At 75.6% G+C, this 15,627-nt stretch carries 16 protein-coding genes; 6 read left to right on the forward strand and 10 right to left on the reverse strand.

Translation table 11 applies throughout. The annotated features are described in order from the left end of the window. Window positions 1–22: 22 nt before the first annotated feature. Complete coding sequence (locus ACRYRX_RS07635) at window positions 23–1,213, forward strand: class I SAM-dependent methyltransferase (RefSeq protein ID WP_432511244.1); 1,191 nt, start codon at window positions 23–25, stop codon at window positions 1,211–1,213. Here ACRYRX_RS07635 and ACRYRX_RS07640 read toward each other — a convergent pair. Both ACRYRX_RS07640 and serC read right to left on the reverse strand, forming a co-directional pair. Then, window positions 1,198–1,497, reverse strand: a complete 300-nt coding sequence (locus ACRYRX_RS07640) for a DUF1540 domain-containing protein (protein WP_432511245.1) — start codon at window positions 1,495–1,497, stop codon at window positions 1,198–1,200. The genes ACRYRX_RS07635 and ACRYRX_RS07640 overlap by 16 nt on opposite strands. Window positions 1,498–1,573: 76 nt before the next feature. Further along, window positions 1,574–2,725 (reverse strand): phosphoserine transaminase, encoded by a 1,152-nt coding sequence (gene serC / locus ACRYRX_RS07645; RefSeq protein ID WP_432511246.1) that lies wholly within the window; start codon window positions 2,723–2,725, stop codon window positions 1,574–1,576. 76 nt (window positions 2,726–2,801) lie between these two features. Between serC and ACRYRX_RS07650 the strand changes: the two genes are divergently transcribed. Further along, entirely contained in the window at window positions 2,802–3,218 is a 417-nt protein-coding gene (locus ACRYRX_RS07650; protein WP_432511247.1) for a DUF1810 domain-containing protein, read from the forward strand. A gap of 6 nt (window positions 3,219–3,224) precedes the next feature. Here ACRYRX_RS07650 and ACRYRX_RS07655 read toward each other — a convergent pair whose 3' ends face one another. Together ACRYRX_RS07655 and ACRYRX_RS07660 are read right to left on the reverse strand one after the other, a co-directional pair. Next, window positions 3,225–3,911: a cupin domain-containing protein gene (locus ACRYRX_RS07655; RefSeq protein ID WP_432511248.1), complete on the reverse strand. Its 687-nt coding sequence runs from the start codon at window positions 3,909–3,911 to the stop codon at window positions 3,225–3,227. A 17-nt stretch (window positions 3,912–3,928) separates the two neighbouring features. Further along, complete coding sequence (locus tag ACRYRX_RS07660) at window positions 3,929–4,741, reverse strand: sugar phosphate isomerase/epimerase family protein (protein WP_432511249.1); 813 nt, start codon at window positions 4,739–4,741, stop codon at window positions 3,929–3,931. 127 nt (window positions 4,742–4,868) lie between these two features. Here ACRYRX_RS07660 and ACRYRX_RS07665 point away from each other — a divergent pair, with 127 nt between their 5' ends. Then, window positions 4,869–5,885 carry a YeiH family protein gene (locus ACRYRX_RS07665; RefSeq protein WP_432511250.1) on the forward strand — a complete coding sequence of 339 codons (1,017 nt, stop codon included), beginning with the start codon at window positions 4,869–4,871 and terminating at the stop codon, window positions 5,883–5,885. 3 nt (window positions 5,886–5,888) lie between these two features. Here ACRYRX_RS07665 and ACRYRX_RS07670 read toward each other — a convergent pair whose 3' ends face one another. Together ACRYRX_RS07670 and ACRYRX_RS07675 are read right to left on the reverse strand one after the other, a co-directional pair. Further along, window positions 5,889–8,906, reverse strand: coding sequence for an alpha-mannosidase (locus ACRYRX_RS07670; protein WP_432511251.1), 3,018 nt, complete (start codon window positions 8,904–8,906; stop codon window positions 5,889–5,891). Between the two features lie 47 nt (window positions 8,907–8,953). Further along, window positions 8,954–9,994: a LacI family DNA-binding transcriptional regulator gene (locus ACRYRX_RS07675; RefSeq protein WP_432511252.1), complete on the reverse strand. Its 1,041-nt coding sequence runs from the start codon at window positions 9,992–9,994 to the stop codon at window positions 8,954–8,956. 121 nt (window positions 9,995–10,115) lie between these two features. On the opposite strand from ACRYRX_RS07675, the gene pdxH reads away from it, so the two are divergent. From pdxH to ACRYRX_RS07690, 3 genes are read left to right on the forward strand one after another with little or no spacing between them, the layout of a single operon-like run. Further along, window positions 10,116–10,787, forward strand: a complete 672-nt coding sequence (pdxH, locus tag ACRYRX_RS07680; protein ID WP_432511253.1) for a pyridoxamine 5'-phosphate oxidase — start codon at window positions 10,116–10,118, stop codon at window positions 10,785–10,787. A gap of 46 nt (window positions 10,788–10,833) precedes the next feature. Next, window positions 10,834–11,028, forward strand: coding sequence for a hypothetical protein (locus ACRYRX_RS07685; protein ID WP_432511254.1), 195 nt, complete (start codon window positions 10,834–10,836; stop codon window positions 11,026–11,028). A 5-nt stretch (window positions 11,029–11,033) separates the two neighbouring features. Continuing rightward, complete coding sequence (locus ACRYRX_RS07690; RefSeq protein ID WP_432511255.1) at window positions 11,034–11,711, forward strand: FadR/GntR family transcriptional regulator; 678 nt, start codon at window positions 11,034–11,036, stop codon at window positions 11,709–11,711. 9 nt (window positions 11,712–11,720) lie between these two features. On the opposite strand, the gene ACRYRX_RS07695 is transcribed toward ACRYRX_RS07690, so the two are convergent. Genes ACRYRX_RS07695 through ACRYRX_RS07710 form a run of 4 tightly spaced genes read right to left on the reverse strand, consistent with a single transcriptional unit; the run spans window position 11,721 to window position 15,623 of the window. Then, window positions 11,721–13,058, reverse strand: coding sequence for an alpha-L-fucosidase (locus ACRYRX_RS07695; protein ID WP_432511256.1), 1,338 nt, complete (start codon window positions 13,056–13,058; stop codon window positions 11,721–11,723). A gap of 20 nt (window positions 13,059–13,078) precedes the next feature. Continuing rightward, complete coding sequence (locus ACRYRX_RS07700) at window positions 13,079–13,894, reverse strand: amidohydrolase family protein (RefSeq protein WP_432511257.1); 816 nt, start codon at window positions 13,892–13,894, stop codon at window positions 13,079–13,081. Then, entirely contained in the window at window positions 13,891–14,868 is a 978-nt protein-coding gene (locus ACRYRX_RS07705) for an aldo/keto reductase (RefSeq protein WP_432511258.1), read from the reverse strand. The genes ACRYRX_RS07700 and ACRYRX_RS07705 overlap by 4 nt, the downstream gene beginning before the upstream one ends. Next, complete coding sequence (locus tag ACRYRX_RS07710) at window positions 14,868–15,623, reverse strand: SDR family NAD(P)-dependent oxidoreductase (RefSeq protein WP_432511259.1); 756 nt, start codon at window positions 15,621–15,623, stop codon at window positions 14,868–14,870. Before ACRYRX_RS07710 ends, ACRYRX_RS07705 begins: the two co-directional genes overlap by 1 nt. Window positions 15,624–15,627 lie beyond the last annotated feature (4 nt).

Raw genomic sequence — 15,627 nt, forward strand, 5'->3', positions numbered from 1 at the left:
GGGGCGGGCGGAGAATGGGGGCGTGCCCACCGACCTCACCACCGCCCTGGCCGACGTCCGCACCCTGCTGCTGGACACCCCGAACCTGTCCCGGGCGGTCGCGGCGGGTCGGCGCAAGGGCGTGGAGCCGCCCGCGGCCGAGCGGGTGGAGGTCCGGCCGGTGCGGCTGAAGGACGGCCCGCACCTGCAGTTCGTCGCCCGCACCGGGCCGGTCGTCTCCACCCGCAACGTCCCGGTGGACCGGGCCGGGGACGCCGTGGACGAGCTGCTCGCGCAGGCGTACGGGAACCTGCACGTCGAGACGGCCACCGAGGTCGTGCAGGTGCGGATCACCAAGAAGGGCGAGGCCCAGGTGCACCGGGCCCCGGCGCGGCACGAGGCCGGCCCGCGCGCGCACGACCGGGCCAAGCAGCGCCTGGTGGACCCCGACGACCCGATGTTCCGCGTGCTGGGGGCCGGCGGGGACAAGCGCCGCCAGGTGGAGGCGTTCGTCCGCCAGCTCGCCCCGCTGGCCCCGACGGTCCTGTCCGGCGGCGGCGACCGGGTGCGGGCGGTGGACCTGGGGTGCGGCAACGCGTACCTGACGTTCGCGGCGCACCGCTGGCTGGGCGGGGCGGCCCGCGAGCGCGGCAAGGACCTCGTGACCGTCGGGGTGGACGTGCGGGAGGACGTCGTCGCCACCGGTCGCCGCGCGGCGGCCGAGGCGGGGCTGCCGGGGCTGGAGTTCGCGGTGGGGTCGATCGCCGGCGCCGAGCCGTTCCCCGACGCCCGCCCGGACGTCGTGATGGCGCTGCACGCGTGCGACACCGCGACCGACGAGGCGCTGGCCCGCGCGGTGCGCTGGGGTGCGCCGCTGGTGCTGGCCGCGCCCTGCTGCCACCGCGACGTGCAGCGGCAGCTGCACGAGAACCGCACTGCCCTGGTGCGGCACGCGATCCTGCGCGAGCGGTTCGCCGACGTCCTGACCGACGCGCTGCGCTCGCTGCTGCTGCAGGTCCTCGGCTACCGCGTCGAGGTCGTGGAGTTCATCGACTCCGCGCACACGCCCCGGAACGCGATGATCCGCGCGGTGCGCGCGGGCGCACCGCGCGGGTCACGGGCGGCGGAGCTGCTGACGGAGTACGACGAGCTGACGCGGGCGTGGGGCGTGGAGCCGGCGCTGGCGCGGATGCTGACGGCGGAACTGGCGCAGGCCCGTCAGGCGGCGCTGTAGGTCAGGCACTTGGTGCCGCCGGACGCCTCCACGCCGACCTCGACGCTGTCCGCGTGGCAGGTGAGGTCGGAGTTGTGGGTGCAGTCGGACAGCTGGCACGCGCCGACGTGGCCGTCGCTGGTCGGCGAGTGCTTGGTCGGGATGCCCAGGAACGTGGCGCAGTGGTTCGCGCCGTGGTCGCCCACGGTGATGGCCGGGGCGTGGCACGTCGTCGAGGCGTTGAAGGTGCAGCCGTCGACGGAGCACTGGTGGATCGGGGTGAGGTCCAGGTTCACGGTCGCCATGAATTCGACGGTAACCAGGGAAGGCGTTCCCCGCTAGACAGGAACGCCTTTCCTGACAAAACCCGGGGAATTCAGGTCAGGCTTTCCTGAGTGCGTCCACGACGTGGTCGACGCAGGCGGTCAGGGCCCGCACGTCGTCGGGTTCGACGGCCGGGAACACCCCGACGCGGATCTGGTTCCGGCCCAGGCTGCGGTAGGGGAAGACGTCGACGATCCCGTTGCGGCGCAGCACGTCCAGCAGCGCGGTGGAGTCGATGGAGGCGTCCAGGTCGATCGTCGCGACGACGTGGGAGCGGGCCTGCGGTTCGGTGACGAACGGCGTGGCCCAGTCCCGGGCGCCGGCCCAGTCGTACAGGACCTGCGAACTGGCCGCCGTGCGCGCGGTGGCCCAGTCCAGCCCGCCGCGGGCCAGGATCCACTCGATCTGCTCGGCGAGCAGGACCAGCGTCGCCACCGCGGGGGTGTTGTAGGTCTGGTCCTTGCGGGAGTTGTCGACGGCGATCTGCAGGTCCAGCGACGCGGGCGTCCAGCGGCCGGTGGCGCCGATCTCGCGGACCCGGTCCAGGGCGGCCGGGGACAGGACCGCGATCCACAGCCCGCCGTCGGAGGCGAACGCCTTCTGGGGGGCGAAGTAGTAGGCGTCGGTCTGGGCGATGTCGACGGGCAGGCCGCCGGCGGCGGACGTGGCGTCGACGACGACCAGCGGCCCACCCTCGTGCGGGCCCGGCCCGGCGGGGCGGGCGACGGGCGCCATGACGCCGGTGGAGGTCTCGTTGTGCGGCCAGGCCACGACGTCGACGCCGTCGCCGACCTCCCCCAGCCGCGGCAGCGTCCCGGGTTCGCCGCGCACGACGACGGGTTCGGCCAGGAAGGGCGCGGCGGCCGCGGCCGCGGCGAACTTGGCGGAGAACTCCCCCAGGACCAGGTGCTGGGAGCGTTCGCGCACCAGCCCGAGGGTCGCGACGTCCCAGAACGTGGTGCTGCCGCCGTTGCCGAGGACGACCTCGTACCCGTCGGGCAGCGAGAACAGCTCGGCCAGCCCGGTGCGCACGCGCCGCACGACGTCCTTCACGGGGGCCTGCCGGTGGGAGGTCCCCAGCACGGACCGGCCGGCGGCGGCCAGGGCGGCGACCTGCTCGGGGCGGACCTTGGAGGGCCCGGACCCGAAGCGGCCGTCGGCGGGCAGCAGGTGGGTGGGGATGCGCAGACCGGTGTTCTCGACGCTCACGGGGGGATCCTCCCGCACCGGTGGGCCTGCCCGTGACGGCCGCGCGCCCGGTCGCGGTGGGGGCGAGGATGGCGGGGTGGACCTCGAACGCTTCGTGACGGCCTCCGACGGCACCCACGACCGCGCGCTGGCCGAGCTGCGGGCCGGGCGCAAGACGTCGCACTGGATGTGGTGGGAGTTCCCGCAGCTGCTCCTGGGCAGTTCGCCCACGTCGGTCGCCTACGCCGTGTCCGGGGTGCAGGAGGCGCGCGCGTACCTGGCGCACCCGGTGCTGGGCGCGCGGTTCGCGCAGAACTGCGAGGCGCTGCTGGGGCAGGGGTCGCGGGACGCCGTGGAGGTGCTCGGCGGGATCGACGCGCAGAAGCTGCGCAGCTCGGCGACGCTGTTCGCCGCCGCGGGCAGCGAGCTCGCACAGCGGGTGCTGGTGGAGTTCTTCGCCGGGGAGCCCGACCCGGTGACCGCCGCCCGCTGCCGCGAGGGCGCCGGGTCGTGACCGGCGTCAGCAGCAGGGGGCGGCGGTCAGGTCCCAGACCGTGAGCCGCCCGCACATCCCGTACCGCTCCCCCGGCACGGGCGCGGTGGACCGCACGGCGGCTTCCCGCAGGTGCTCGGACCGGCCCTCGCGCAGCGCCCGCAGCTGCTCGCCGGTCCGCGCGGCCTGCGCGGCGGGCCCGGCGGTCCACACGTCGTGGAAGTCCGGCACCCGGGGGCGCACCAGCGCGGCGGCGGCGGCGTGCAGGCCGGCGAGGGCGGCGGGCCCGTCGCGCTCGACGCGCTCGCGCAGCGCGGCGTAGCCCTCCAGGGCCAGGTCGCGCCGGGCGCGGGCGCTCGCCTCGTCGTGGACGGCGGCCGCGCGGGCGTAGGCGCCGGGGTCGGCGAGCACGTCGGCGGGGAACGTCAGGACGGCGTCCCCGGCCTCGGGCAGCCCGGCGTTCTGCATGAGGACGAGGATCTCCAGGTCCCCGGAGCCGTTCACCAGGCGGTGGACGGTGCCGGGGGTGAACCAGAGCACCGTCCCGGGGTGCAGGGGGTGCTCGGCGAACCCCGCCGACCCGAGGGTCTGCACGGAGCCCTCGCCGCGCAGCACGACGTAGCCCTCGGCGCAGGCGGTGTGCAGGTGCGGGGAGCCGCCGCGCAGCCCGTCGGCGGTGGGCCAGTCGTAGACCCGCAGGCGGGAGACCCCCACCGCCCCGGGCAGGCCGGTCAGACGAACTCCTCGAACCGCTTGCGCAGGGTGCGCGCGACGTCGTCGGGGTCCTCGGCCCACCAGCGGGAGGAGAGGATCTCGACCTCGACGGGGCCGCTGTACCCGGCGGCGGCGACGGCGGCGGACATCCGCGGCAGGTCGATGAGGCCGTCGCCCACCATCCCGCGGTCCAGCAGCAGGTCGGAGGTGGCGGGCAGCCAGTCCGAGACGTGGTAGCCGAGGACCCGCTCGCCGGCGCGGGCGATCTGGGTCTCGAGGTCGGGGTCCCACCAGACGTGGTACGCGTCGACGATCACCCCCGGTTCACCGTCCAGGGCGTCGGACAGGTCGAGGGCCTGGGCGAGGGTGTTGATGACCGACCGGACGCCGATCATCATGGGGTGCAACGGTTCCACCGCGAGCCGGACACCGGCGTCGCGGGCGTGCGGCAGGAGCTCGGCGATCCCGTCCTGGACGCGGGCGCGGGCGGCGGGCAGGTCGTGGTCGAGCAGCGGGCCGCAGACGAGGACGAGGGTGTCGGCCTGCAGGGCGGCGGCCTCGTCGACGGCACGCCGGTTGTCGTCGCGCACGTCGCGCTCGGGGTCGGTGAACATGCCCCCGCGGCAGACCGAGCTGACGCGCAGCCCGGCGTCGCGGACGAGCCGGGCGGCGCGGTCGAGGCCGACGGCGGCGATCTTGTCCCGCCACAGGGCGATGGCGCCGATCTCGTGCCGCTCGCAGGCCGCGACGGCCGCGGGCAGGTCGAGGGAGTTCAGGGTGATCTGGTTGAGGCTGAGCCGCGCGGCGTCCATCGTCCACTCCGTCGTCATCGCTGGAATGCGCTTTCCAACGCACTCTGGCACAGTGCTCCGGACCGGTCAAGGTCACAAGTTCCGCTTGTGACCCCACGGCGGACCCCCGCTTCACCCCGCCCCCGGGACGGCGCACGCTGGTCCGGTGCTCCGCGCCGTACCCCGCCCCACCCCCCTCGCCGCCCCCCTCGCCGCACTGGCCCCCGGTCTGCTCGTCGTCGCCGCCGCCACCGTCGTCGCCCTCGGCGTCGAGACCCTCACCCACGTCCTGACCGCCTCCACGGTCGCCGTCGCGCTCGGGGCGCTCGTGCGCAGCACCGGCCTGTTCCGCCCCTCCTGGAGACCCGCGACCGGGTTCGCCGCCAAGCGGCTGCTGCGCGTCGCGGTCGTGCTGCTCGGCCTGCAACTGCCGCTGGCGCAGGTCCGCGGGCTCGGCTGGGGCGGGATCGTCCTGATCCTCGGCGTCGTCGCCGTCACCTTCACCGGCACCCAGCTCCTGGGCCGCGCCCTGGGGCTCTCCCGCGCGCGCTCCCTGCTGGTCGCCACCGGGTTCTCCATCTGCGGGGCCTCGGCCATCGCCGCCGTCCGCCCGGCCACCGACGCCGACGAGGAGGACGTCGCCACCTCCGTCGCCCTCGTCACCCTCTGCGGCTCCCTGGCGATCCTCCTGCTGCCCCTGCTGCGCGCACCGCTGGGCCTGGACGTCCACGCCTTCGGCGTCTGGGTCGGGGCCAGCGTCCACGACGTCGGGCAGGTCGTCGCCACCGGCGACCGGGTGCCCGGGGCGCTGGAGACCGCCGTCGTCGTCAAGCTGTCCCGGGTGCTGCTGCTGGCCCCCCTGGTCGCCCTCGTCGTGCTGCACCGGCGCCGCACCGCCGGGACGGGCACCACCGCCCGCCCGCCGGTCCTGCCGTTCTTCGTCGCCGCCTTCGTCGTCGCGGTCCTCGTGCGGGCCACCGGCGTCCTGCCCCAGGCCGCCCTCGACGGCGTGCAGCACGTGCAGTCGGTCCTGCTCGTCGCGGCCCTGTTCGCCCTCGGCACCGGCATCGACGTCCCGCACCTGGTCCGGACCGGGGGCCGCTCCCTGGCCCTCGGCCTCGGCTCCTGGGTGCTGGTCGCCGGGGTGTCCCTGGCCGGCGTGCACCTGCTGCACGTCGGCTGAGGCTCACCCCCGGGCCAGCCGCAGCGACAGGATCTGGAACGGGCGCAGCGCGACGCTCACCCCACCCTCGCGCACCGTCGTCGCCCCCTGCTCCAGCGGCCGCTCCAGCAGGTCCACCTCCGTGACCGAGGCGACGGGGAAACCCCAGTCGACCCGGCTGCGCACCCGGCCGCCCAGGGACTCGTACAGCCGTACGACGACGTCGCCGGACCCGTCCTGCGCCAGCTTGACCGCCTCCACCACGACCGCGGGGTCCTCGACCCGAAGCAGCGGCTCCACCGGCCCGGCGCCCCGCACGTCCCGGCCGCCGAGGTTCTCCCGGTACCCCTCGCGGACCGCGTCGGCGATCCCCGCCCCGACCACCATCGAGTAGGCGAGCACGTGGGACCCCTGGTCGGTCTCGGGGTCCGGGGACAGCGGCGCCCGCAGCAGCGACAGCCGCACCGTCGTCCCGGGCCGGCCCCCGGCCACGGCGCTGCGGGTCACGTCGTGCCCGTAGGTCGCCGAGTTCGTGACCGCCACCCCGTACCCGGGTTCACCGACGTGGATCCAGCGGTGGGCGCAGACCTCGAACCGGGACGCGTCCCAGCTGGTGTTCTCGTGGGTGGCGCGGAACACGTGCCCGAACTGGATCTCCGACGCCGACCGGTCGGCGTGGACGTCCACCCCGAACGACGCCTTGAGCAGCGCCTCCCGCTCGTGCCAGTCCGCCTGCAGGACGAACCCGACGCGCGACTCCCCCCGCGGCAGCCGGACCACCTGCGTGAGGGTGCTGGCCCCGACCCGGCGGACCACGACGACGGTCGCCCCGTCCCCGGAGTCGGGGTTCACCACCACCGACTCCGCCCCGGTCAGGTCCTGCACGACGTGGCGGTAGTGCGCGTCGACGTCCCAGGCGTCCCACCGGTTCGGGGTGTCGCGGTGCAGCTGGAGCAGCCCGGCGCTGGTGCCGGGCAGCAGCACCTCGCGGTCCTCCACCAGATCGCGCACGGACACGACGTTCCCGCCCGCGTCGACCCGCAGCCGCAGGATCCCGTTGTCCAGCACCGTGCCGTCGCCGTCGGTGGACACCCGCACGGGCGCGCCGGTGAACTCGGGGACACCGACACCGAGGGCCGGGACGCCGCCGCGGTCGTGCGGGGTGGAGTTCACGGCCAGGTCCGTCTCGCCGTCCCCGGTCACCGCGTCCAGCGCGACCCGGATCACGTCTTCCAGCTCGTTCCGCACCCGCTCGTGGGTCTGCTCGGCCTCGCGGTGCACCCACGCGATCGAGGACCCGGGCAGGATGTCGTGGAACTGGTGCAGCAGCACCGTCCGCCACAGTTCCTGCAGCCGGGCCGCCGGGTACGGCGCGCCGGTGCGGACGGCGGCCGTGGTGGCCCACAGCTCCGCCTCGCGCAGCAGGTGCTCGTTGCGCCGGTTGCCCTGCTTCGTCCTCGCCTGCGACGTGTACGTCCCGCGGTGCAGCTCCAGGTACAGCTCCCCCGACCAGACGGGGCGGTCGGGGTAGTCGGCCTCGGCGGTGGTGAAGAACTCCCGCGGGGAGTGCAGGGACACCCGGGCCGACCCGTCGAGGTCGCCGAGCCGGTCGGCGCGCTGCAGCATCTCCCGGGTCGGTCCGCCACCGCCGTCGCCCCAGCCGAACGGGACGAGCGACCAGTGCGCGCGGCCCTTCTCGGCGAAGTTCCGGGCCGCGTGCGCCAGTTCCTTCGCCGACAGCTCGGAGTTGTACGTGTCGACGGGCGGGAAGTGGGTGAAGATGCGCGTCCCGTCGATGCCCTCCCAGTCGAACGTGTGGTGCGGGAACCTGTTGTCCGCGTTCCAGGAGATCTTCTGGGTGAGGAACCAGCGGACGCCGGCCAGCTTCATGATCTGCGGCAGCGCCGCCGAGTACCCGAAGGAGTCCGGCAGCCACGCCTCCTGCGTGTCGATCCCGTACTCGCGGGCGAAGAACTCCTTGCCCTCGACGAACTGCCGGACCATCGCCTCGGACCCGACCATGTTCGTGTCCGACTCCACCCACATGCTGCCCACCGGCACGAAGCGGCCCTCGGCGACGCGGGCGCGGACCTCCTCGTGGACCTCGGGGCGGTGCTCGGCGAGCCAGGCGAACTGCTGCGCCGAGCTCATCGCGTACGTGAACGAGGGGTGGACGTCCATGAGCTGGGTGACGTTCGCGGTGGTCCGCGCGACCTTGCGGACCGTCTCGCGCAGCGGCCACAACCACGCCGAGTCGATGTGCGCGTGGCCGACGGCGCTGACGCGGTGCGCCGAGGCCCGCGCCGGCGCCGCGAACAGCGGCGCGAGGACCGCGCGGGTGCGGGCGGCCGACCCCGGCACGTCGTGCGGGTCGAGGGCGTCGAGCGCGGAGTCGATGCCGCGCAGCAGCTCCCACCGCCGGGCGTCCTCCAGCGGGAGTTCCTGCATGAGCCCGCCCAGGACCTCCAGGTCGGCCAGCAGCTCGGCGACCTCGGTCTCGCGCACGCACACGTCGGCGCGGGCCAGGACGTACAGCGGGTCCCTCGGCGCGGTCAGGACGTCACCGAGCGGGCTGGGCTCGAAGGCGGCCCCGCCCCCGCCGAGGACGTCGGGGTTGGAGGCGGCCTCGACGAAGAACTCGAACGTCGTCGCCCCGGCCGGGACGGGGATCCACGTCGAGAGCGGGTTGATGGCCTTCACCGGTTCCCCGGCCGCGGTGTACACCAGGCCCTCGGCCTGGAACCCGACGTCGCGGGCGCGGGTGCCGAGGTCGAAGACGACCTCCACCGGCCGGTCCGCCCACTGCGCCGGGACCTGCCCGCGCAGCCGGAACCACGACGTCGACCACGGCGGGCCCCACGGGGTGCCGACGGCGAACGGCGCGTAGTCCGCGCCCAGGCCGTCGGCCACCGGGACCGGTTCGCCCGGCGCGTGCCAGGCGGCCACCTCCACCGGCAGCGCACCGCTGTGCACGGCCGGGGCGATGCGCTGGGTGAGGGCCCGGGCGAGCCGGACCTCGGTGACCTCACGCTGGTCGTGCACGGCGTCCTCCTCGTCGAGGTGCTGCGGGGTGCTGCGGGGGGGGGTGTTCAGTTCCCGAACTCGGCCAGGTCGACCGGGACGGTGATCCGGCGGGGCACGACGTCGGAGCCGCCCATGCGCTCGACCAGCAGCGTCGCGGCGCGGCGGCCGACGTCGACCGGGTCGTAGGTGACGAGCGCGACGCGGTCGACGAGCACCTCGGCCAGCTCCACGGTGTCGAAACCGCCGATGACGACGTCGGCGCGCGCCCGGTGGACGGCCAGCAGGGCCCCCACCGTCATGCGGTTGTTGTCGCAGAAGATCGCCGTCGGCGGCTCGGGCAGCGCCAGCAGGTCCTGCGTGGCGGTGCGGGCCTCCTCGCTGCTGTGCTGGGAGAACCGCAGGAGCTCGCGGTCCTCGGGCACCCCGGCGGCCTTGAGCGCGGCGCGGTAGCCGGAGAACCGCTTGGCCCCCGTCCCGGACCCGCGGTCGCCGCCGACGTAGGCGATGCGACGGTGCCCGCGGTCCAGCAGCCACCGGGTCAGGCGCCGGCTGCCGCCGGCGTTGTCGAGCAGCACGACGTCGCCGCGCACCCCCTGCGGGAGCCGGTCGACGAAGACGACGGGGGCCCGCTCGGCCAGCGCGGCGTACCGGCCGGCGCGGTCGTCGGCGCCGGGCACCATGAGGACGCCGTCCACGCGCCGCCGCAGCAGCTCGGCGACGATCTCCTGCTCGCGGGCCCCGTCCCGGTCCCCGGTCGCGTCGCGGCCGGTGGACAGCAGCAGCACGACGTACCCCGCGGCCGCCGCGACCAGCTCGACGCCGTGGGCGAGCTCGGCGGAGAAGGGGTTGGTGAGGTCCTCCACGACGAGCGCGATCGTGGCGGTGCGCTGCCCGGGCCGCAGGGTGCGGGCGCTCTCGTTGCGCAGGAAGCCGAGCGCGGCCACGGCGGCCTCGACCTTCTCCCGGGTGCCCGCGTCGACGTACTTCTCGGCGTTGACGACGCGCGAGACGGTCGAGATGCTGACCCCGGCGTGCTCGGCGACGTCACGCATCGTGGGTGGTCGTCCCAGTGCCACCGCGGCCTCCCCGGCTCCGTGCCCGTCCACCTGCGAACGTTGCCAGCGAAGGGTAGACGACACCCCCGCCCGCGTCACGACCCCGGCGGCCGCGCGCGGCCCCGGGCGGCCCCGGGTGGCCCGGGGGCGGCGGCGTCCCTACGCTGCCCCGGTGGAGGATCCAGCGGGCCGGCGCGTCGACTACGGCGAGCGGCACCTCGTCGAGGAGGACCTCGCCGCCACCCCCCTGGCCCAGTTCGAGGACTGGTACTCGGCGGCCGTGGCCGCCGGGGTCGTCGAGCCCAACGCCATGACGGTCTCGACCGTGGACGCCGACGGCGTCTCGGCCCGCACCGTGCTGCTCAAGGCGGTGGACGCGCGGGGTTTCGTCTTCTACACGAACCTGCGGTCCCGCAAGGCCCGCGCGATCGCCCACGACCCGCGGGTCGCGCTGCTGTTCGGCTGGCACGCCGTCCACCGGCAGGTCGCCGTCCGCGGCCGGGCCGAGCCGGTGCCGCGCGCCGAGACCGAGGCGTACTTCCGCAGCCGCCCGCACGGCTCGCGGATCGGGGCCTGGGCCAGCGCCCAGTCCGAGCCGGTGGACTCCGCCGCGACGCTCGACGCCCGCTACCGCGAGCTCGCCGCCCGCTGGCCCGACACCGGCTCGGCCACCGACGTTCCCGTCCCGGAGCACTGGGGCGGTCTGCTCGTGCGGGCGCACGAGGTCGAGTTCTGGCAGGGGCGGACCTCCCGCCTGCACGACCGGCTGGTGTTCCGCGCCACCGGGCGCGGGACCGCGCTGGACGACCCCGGGAACTGGGTCGTCGGGCGCCGGCAACCCTGACGGGAACTGCGCGGGCCCGCGGCGGGCCCCCGGGTATCGTCGGGGCATGGAGAGGACGTCGCGCACCCGTCGGCGCGCCGACGCGGTCGAGGCCCGCGACGCCCTGCACGCCCGGGTCCCCGCCGACCTCGCCCGGCCGGCGCGGGTCACCCCCCGGCCCTCGACCCCCGGCGCCTGCTCCGGCGACGACGACGGCCCGCCCTTCGCGCGGGGCTGCGCCGCGCAGCGCACGGGGGGCTGAACGCCGTGGCGGTCACCGACGAGGCGATCGAGAAGATCAAGCGGATGATCCTCGGCGGCGAACTGCGCCCCGGTGACCGGCTGCCGCGCGAGGCCGAACTGTCGGCCTCGCTGGGCCTGTCCCGCAACTCGCTGCGCGAGGCGGTGCGGGCGCTGGCCCTCATCAACGTCCTCGACGTGCGCCACGGCGACGGGACGTACGTCTCCAGCCTGGAACCGGGCGTGATGCTGGACGCCATGACGTTCGTCGTGGACGTCCAGCGCGACGACTCCCTGCTGGAGTTCTTCGAGGTCCGCCGCCTGCTGGAACCGTCCGCGACGGCGATGGCGACGACCCGGATGAGCGACGAGGAGATCGCCGGCCTGGCCGACCTGCTGGACGAGCTGGGCCCGGACCCCAGCGTCGAGGACCTCGTCGCCAACGACCAGGAGTTCCACCGGCGCATCGCGCTCGGCTCGGGGAACTCGGTGCTCGCCTCCCTCATCGAGAGCCTGTCCGGGCCCCTGCACCGGGCGCGGGTGTGGCGCGGGCTCAGCGAGGAGTCCGCGACGACGCGGACCCTGGCCGAGCACCGCGCCATCCAGCAGGCCATGGCCACCCGCCAGCACGACGTGGCCCGCGCCTGGGCGCAGGTCCACGTCGCGGGCGTGGAGCAGTGGCTTCGGCAGGTCAGCGCGGACTGACGCCGGCCCTCACCCGCGCAGGTCGAGGTCGACCACGACCGGGCCGGGCACCGTGGCGGCGGGCACGTCGACGACCACGCGGCCGCCCTCCTCGCGCGCCCCGACGGGCGTCCCGTCGGGCAGCCGCGCCGAGGCCGCGTCCACGGCGGGCAGGTCGAGGGCGACCGGCCCGGCGGCCTCGACGACCGCGTGCGCGACGGGACCGGTGCGGGTGTACCGGACCCACGGGTCGTCCGAGGCGGTGGCGCCGGCCAGCGGGGTGGTGCCGTGCACGGCGGAGGAGTTCAGCTCCATCCAGTCCGCGACGCCCTCCAGGCACCGGCGCTGCAGCTCGGGCAGCCGGCCGGCCTCGTCGGGCCCGACGTTGAGCAGGAGGTTCCCGCCGCGGGACACGACGTCCAGCAGGTGCCGGACGGCCCCGGGACCGTCGAGGTGGTGCGAGGCGTCCTCGACCTGGTTGTACCCGAAGGAGAACCCGATGCCGCGGCAGTTCTCCCACGTCCCCGCCGACTCCGACTCCTTGCCCTGCTGGTACTCGCTGGTGCGGAAGTCCCAGTGCGTCAGGCCCCAGCGGTCGTTGACGACGCCGTCGGGCACCGCGGCGTAGTACTGCTCCAGCAGGCGCGCGAAGCTCCTCGGGCCGTCGGGCTTGCCGGCGTCGGGCCACTCGATGTCGCCCCACAGCACGTCCGGGCGGTACCGCTCGATGAGGTCGGCGACGTGGGCGGAGGCGTACTCGTTGTAGGCGGCGTCGACGGGGCGCTCGGCGCCGAGGTCGTCACCGGTGTGCGGCGGCAGGTTCGTGAAGTGCCAGTCCAGCCCGCCGGAGTAGTACGTCCCGAACCGCATCCCGGCCGCGCGGGCGGCGTCGGCGAACTCCGCGACGAGGTCTCGCCGCGGCCCGCGGTGGACGGTGTTGCGGGTCCCGGTGCCCGGCGCGTCCCACAGCGCGATCCCGTCGTGGTGCTTGGTGGTGGGCACCAGGTACCCCGCCCCGGCGCGGCGGAACAGCGCGACGAGCTCGGTCGGGTCGAACTCCGACGCCGTCCACCGGTCGAGGAAGTCGTCGTAGGGGGCTGCGCCGTGCACCTGCCGGTGGTGCTCCTGCGCGGGGCTGCCGTCGATGCGGATGGTGTTCGCGTACCACTCCGCGTACGGGTTGTGCTTCATCCACTCGTGCGGTTCGACGGTGCCGAGCTCACCGGTGGGCTCGGCCCACGCGGGGACCGAGTACGCCCCCCAGTGCACGAAGACGCCGAACTTCACGTCGCGGTACCACTGCGGCGTCTCGCGCTCGAACCTCCGGTACAGCTCCGGGCGCCGGGGGGTGGACTCGAACACGGCCACGGGACGGGCCTCCTCTGGGTTCACGACGGTTCGGGCAGGTGGTACGTGCGGACGGCGTTGCCGCCCAGGACGGCCGCGCGCTCACCGTCCGGCAGCGGGTCCAGGAACGCCCGGGTGCGCTCCACGACGCAGGCGTGGTCGCCGGCGAGGGTGCTGACGGGCCAGTCCGTGCCGAAGATCAGCCGCTGCGGGCCGAAGACGGCGAGGAGGTGCTCGACGGCCGGTCCCAGCAGGTCCTGCCGGGCGAGGGTGAACAGGCCGGACAGCTTGCCCGCGACGTGCGGGCGGGCGGCGAGCTCGGCGACCCCGGCGCGCCAGGCCGGGTAGGCGTCGGTGCCGAGCGGGGGTTTCGCGCCGTGGTCCAGGACGAAGCTCGCGCCCGGGACGGCGTCGACGAGCCGCACGGCGGCCGGCAGCTGGTCGGTGCGGACCAGCAGGTCGACGACGAGCCCGGCCTCCGCGGCCGACCGCACCCCCGCGACGACCTCGGGCCGCGCGGGCCAGCCGGGGTCCGGTTCGTCCTCGGCCTGGTGCCGGACCCCGACGAGCAGGTCGCGGTGGGCGAGGCCGTCCACCTGCCCGGGCACCGGGCGGGTGTGGTCGGCCCAGCCGACGACCCCGGCGATCAGGCCGTCCGAGGCCGCGGCGGTGGCGAGGAGCTCCGCGGTCTCGGCCGGGTCGGAGACGGTCTGCACCAGGACGGTCCGGTCGATCCCCGCGGCCGCGGTGACCGCGCGCAGGTCATCCGGCCTGAACCGGTGCCGCAGCGCGTCGACCATCCACGGGTGGTCCCGCGTCGCGGGGTCCCACAGGTGGTGGTGCGCGTCGACGGTCACGGCCGCGCCCCCTCCGGCAACGGCATCCCGTCGGGCAGCAGGCCCTCGCGGCGCAGCGCCTCCCACGCCTGCGGGGGCACCGGGTCGGCGAACAGCGCGGCGTTGCGCCGCACCTCGGCCGGCGAGCGCATGCCCAGCACCAGCGAGGCGACGGCGGGGTGCGCGGCGGCGGCCTGGACGGCCAGGGCGGGCAGTGAGGTGCCGTGCTCGCGGGCCAGGGCCGCCATCCGCCGGGCCCGCTCCAGCAGCGCCGCCGGGGCCGGGCCGTAGGCGTAGGTGGCGCCGGCGGGCGGGTCGTCGTGCGCCAGCAGCCCCGAGGCGAACACCCCGCCCAGGACGACGGCGGTGCCCGTGCGCTGCGCCGCCGGGAACAGGTCCACCAGGGCGCCGGCGTCCAGCAGGTGGTACCGGCCGGCGACGAGGACGACGTCGAGGTCGAACTCCTGCACGATCCGCGTCGGCAGCCCGGTCTGGTTCATCCCGGCCCCCACCGCGCGCACGAGCCCCTCCTCGCGCATCCGCAGCAGCGCGGGGAAGGCCCCCGCGCGGGCCGCCTCGGCGTGGTCGTCGGGGTCGTGGACGAGCACGACGTCGACGCGGTCCAGGCCGAGGCGCCCGAGGCTGTCCTCCACCGAGCGCCGGACGCCGGCGGCGGTGAAGTCCCAGACGCGCTCGCGGGTGGCGGGGACGTCGAAACCCTCGGTGTCCCGTCCCCCGCCGGCGGCGGGCCGCAGCAGGCGCCCCACCTTGGTCTGCAGCACGAACTCCCCGCGCGGGCGCTCGCGCAGCGCGGCGCCGACGCGTTCCTCGCTCAGCCCCAGGCCGTAGTGCGGTGCGGTGTCGACGTAGCGGATGCCGGCGTCCCAGCAGGCGTCCACGGTCGCGCGGGCCGTCGCGTCGTCGACGGCGGTGTAGAGGTTCCCCAGCGCGGCGGCACCCAGCCCCCACGCGGGCAGTCCCAGCCTCCCGCCCATCAGCCGGGCACCGGCCGGGCGGGCAGCCGCAGCGAGTGCGTGCCGCCGTCGACGGCCATCGCCACGCCCGTGGTCGCCGAGGACCGCGGATCGGCCAGGTGGACGATCGCGTGGGCGACCTCCTCGGCGGTGACCAGCCGCCCGGTGGGCTGGCGGGCCCGCAGCGCGGCGCGCTCGGCGTCGGGGTCGGGGCTGGCGTCGAGCAGCCGCTGCACCCACGGGGTGTCGGCCGTGCCGGGGTTGACGCAGTTGACGCGGACGCCGTCGGCGAGGTGGTCGGCGGCCATCGCCAGCGTCAGGGCCTGCACGGCGCCCTTGGTGGCCGAGTACAGCGCGCGCTGCGGCAGCCCCGTCCACGCCGCGATCGAGCAGGTGTTGACGATCGCGGCGTGCGGGGACCGCCGCAGGTGCGGCAGCGCCGCGCGGGTCGTGCGGACGATCCCGAGGACGTTGACGTCGTAGACGCGGTGCCACTCCTCGTCGTCGTTGTCCGCCACCGTCCCGGTCGCGCCGATCCCGGCGTTGTTCACCACCACGTCCAGCCCCCCGAGCTTCCCGGCGGCCTCCTCGACGGCCGCGCGGACCGAGGCGTCGTCGGACAGGTCGGCCCGCACCGACCCCACCACCCCCCGAGCCGGGTCCACCGGGTCCCGGTCCAGCACGACGACCCGGGCGCCGTCGGCGGCGAACCGCGCGGCGGTGGCCGCGCCGATGCCCGAGGCGCCGCCGGTCACGAGAACTCGCAGTCCCTGCACGTCG

Origin of the sequence: Kineococcus lubricus, from assembly GCF_050871965.1 — a bacterium.
GTDB lineage: Bacteria > Actinomycetota > Actinomycetes > Actinomycetales > Kineococcaceae > Kineococcus.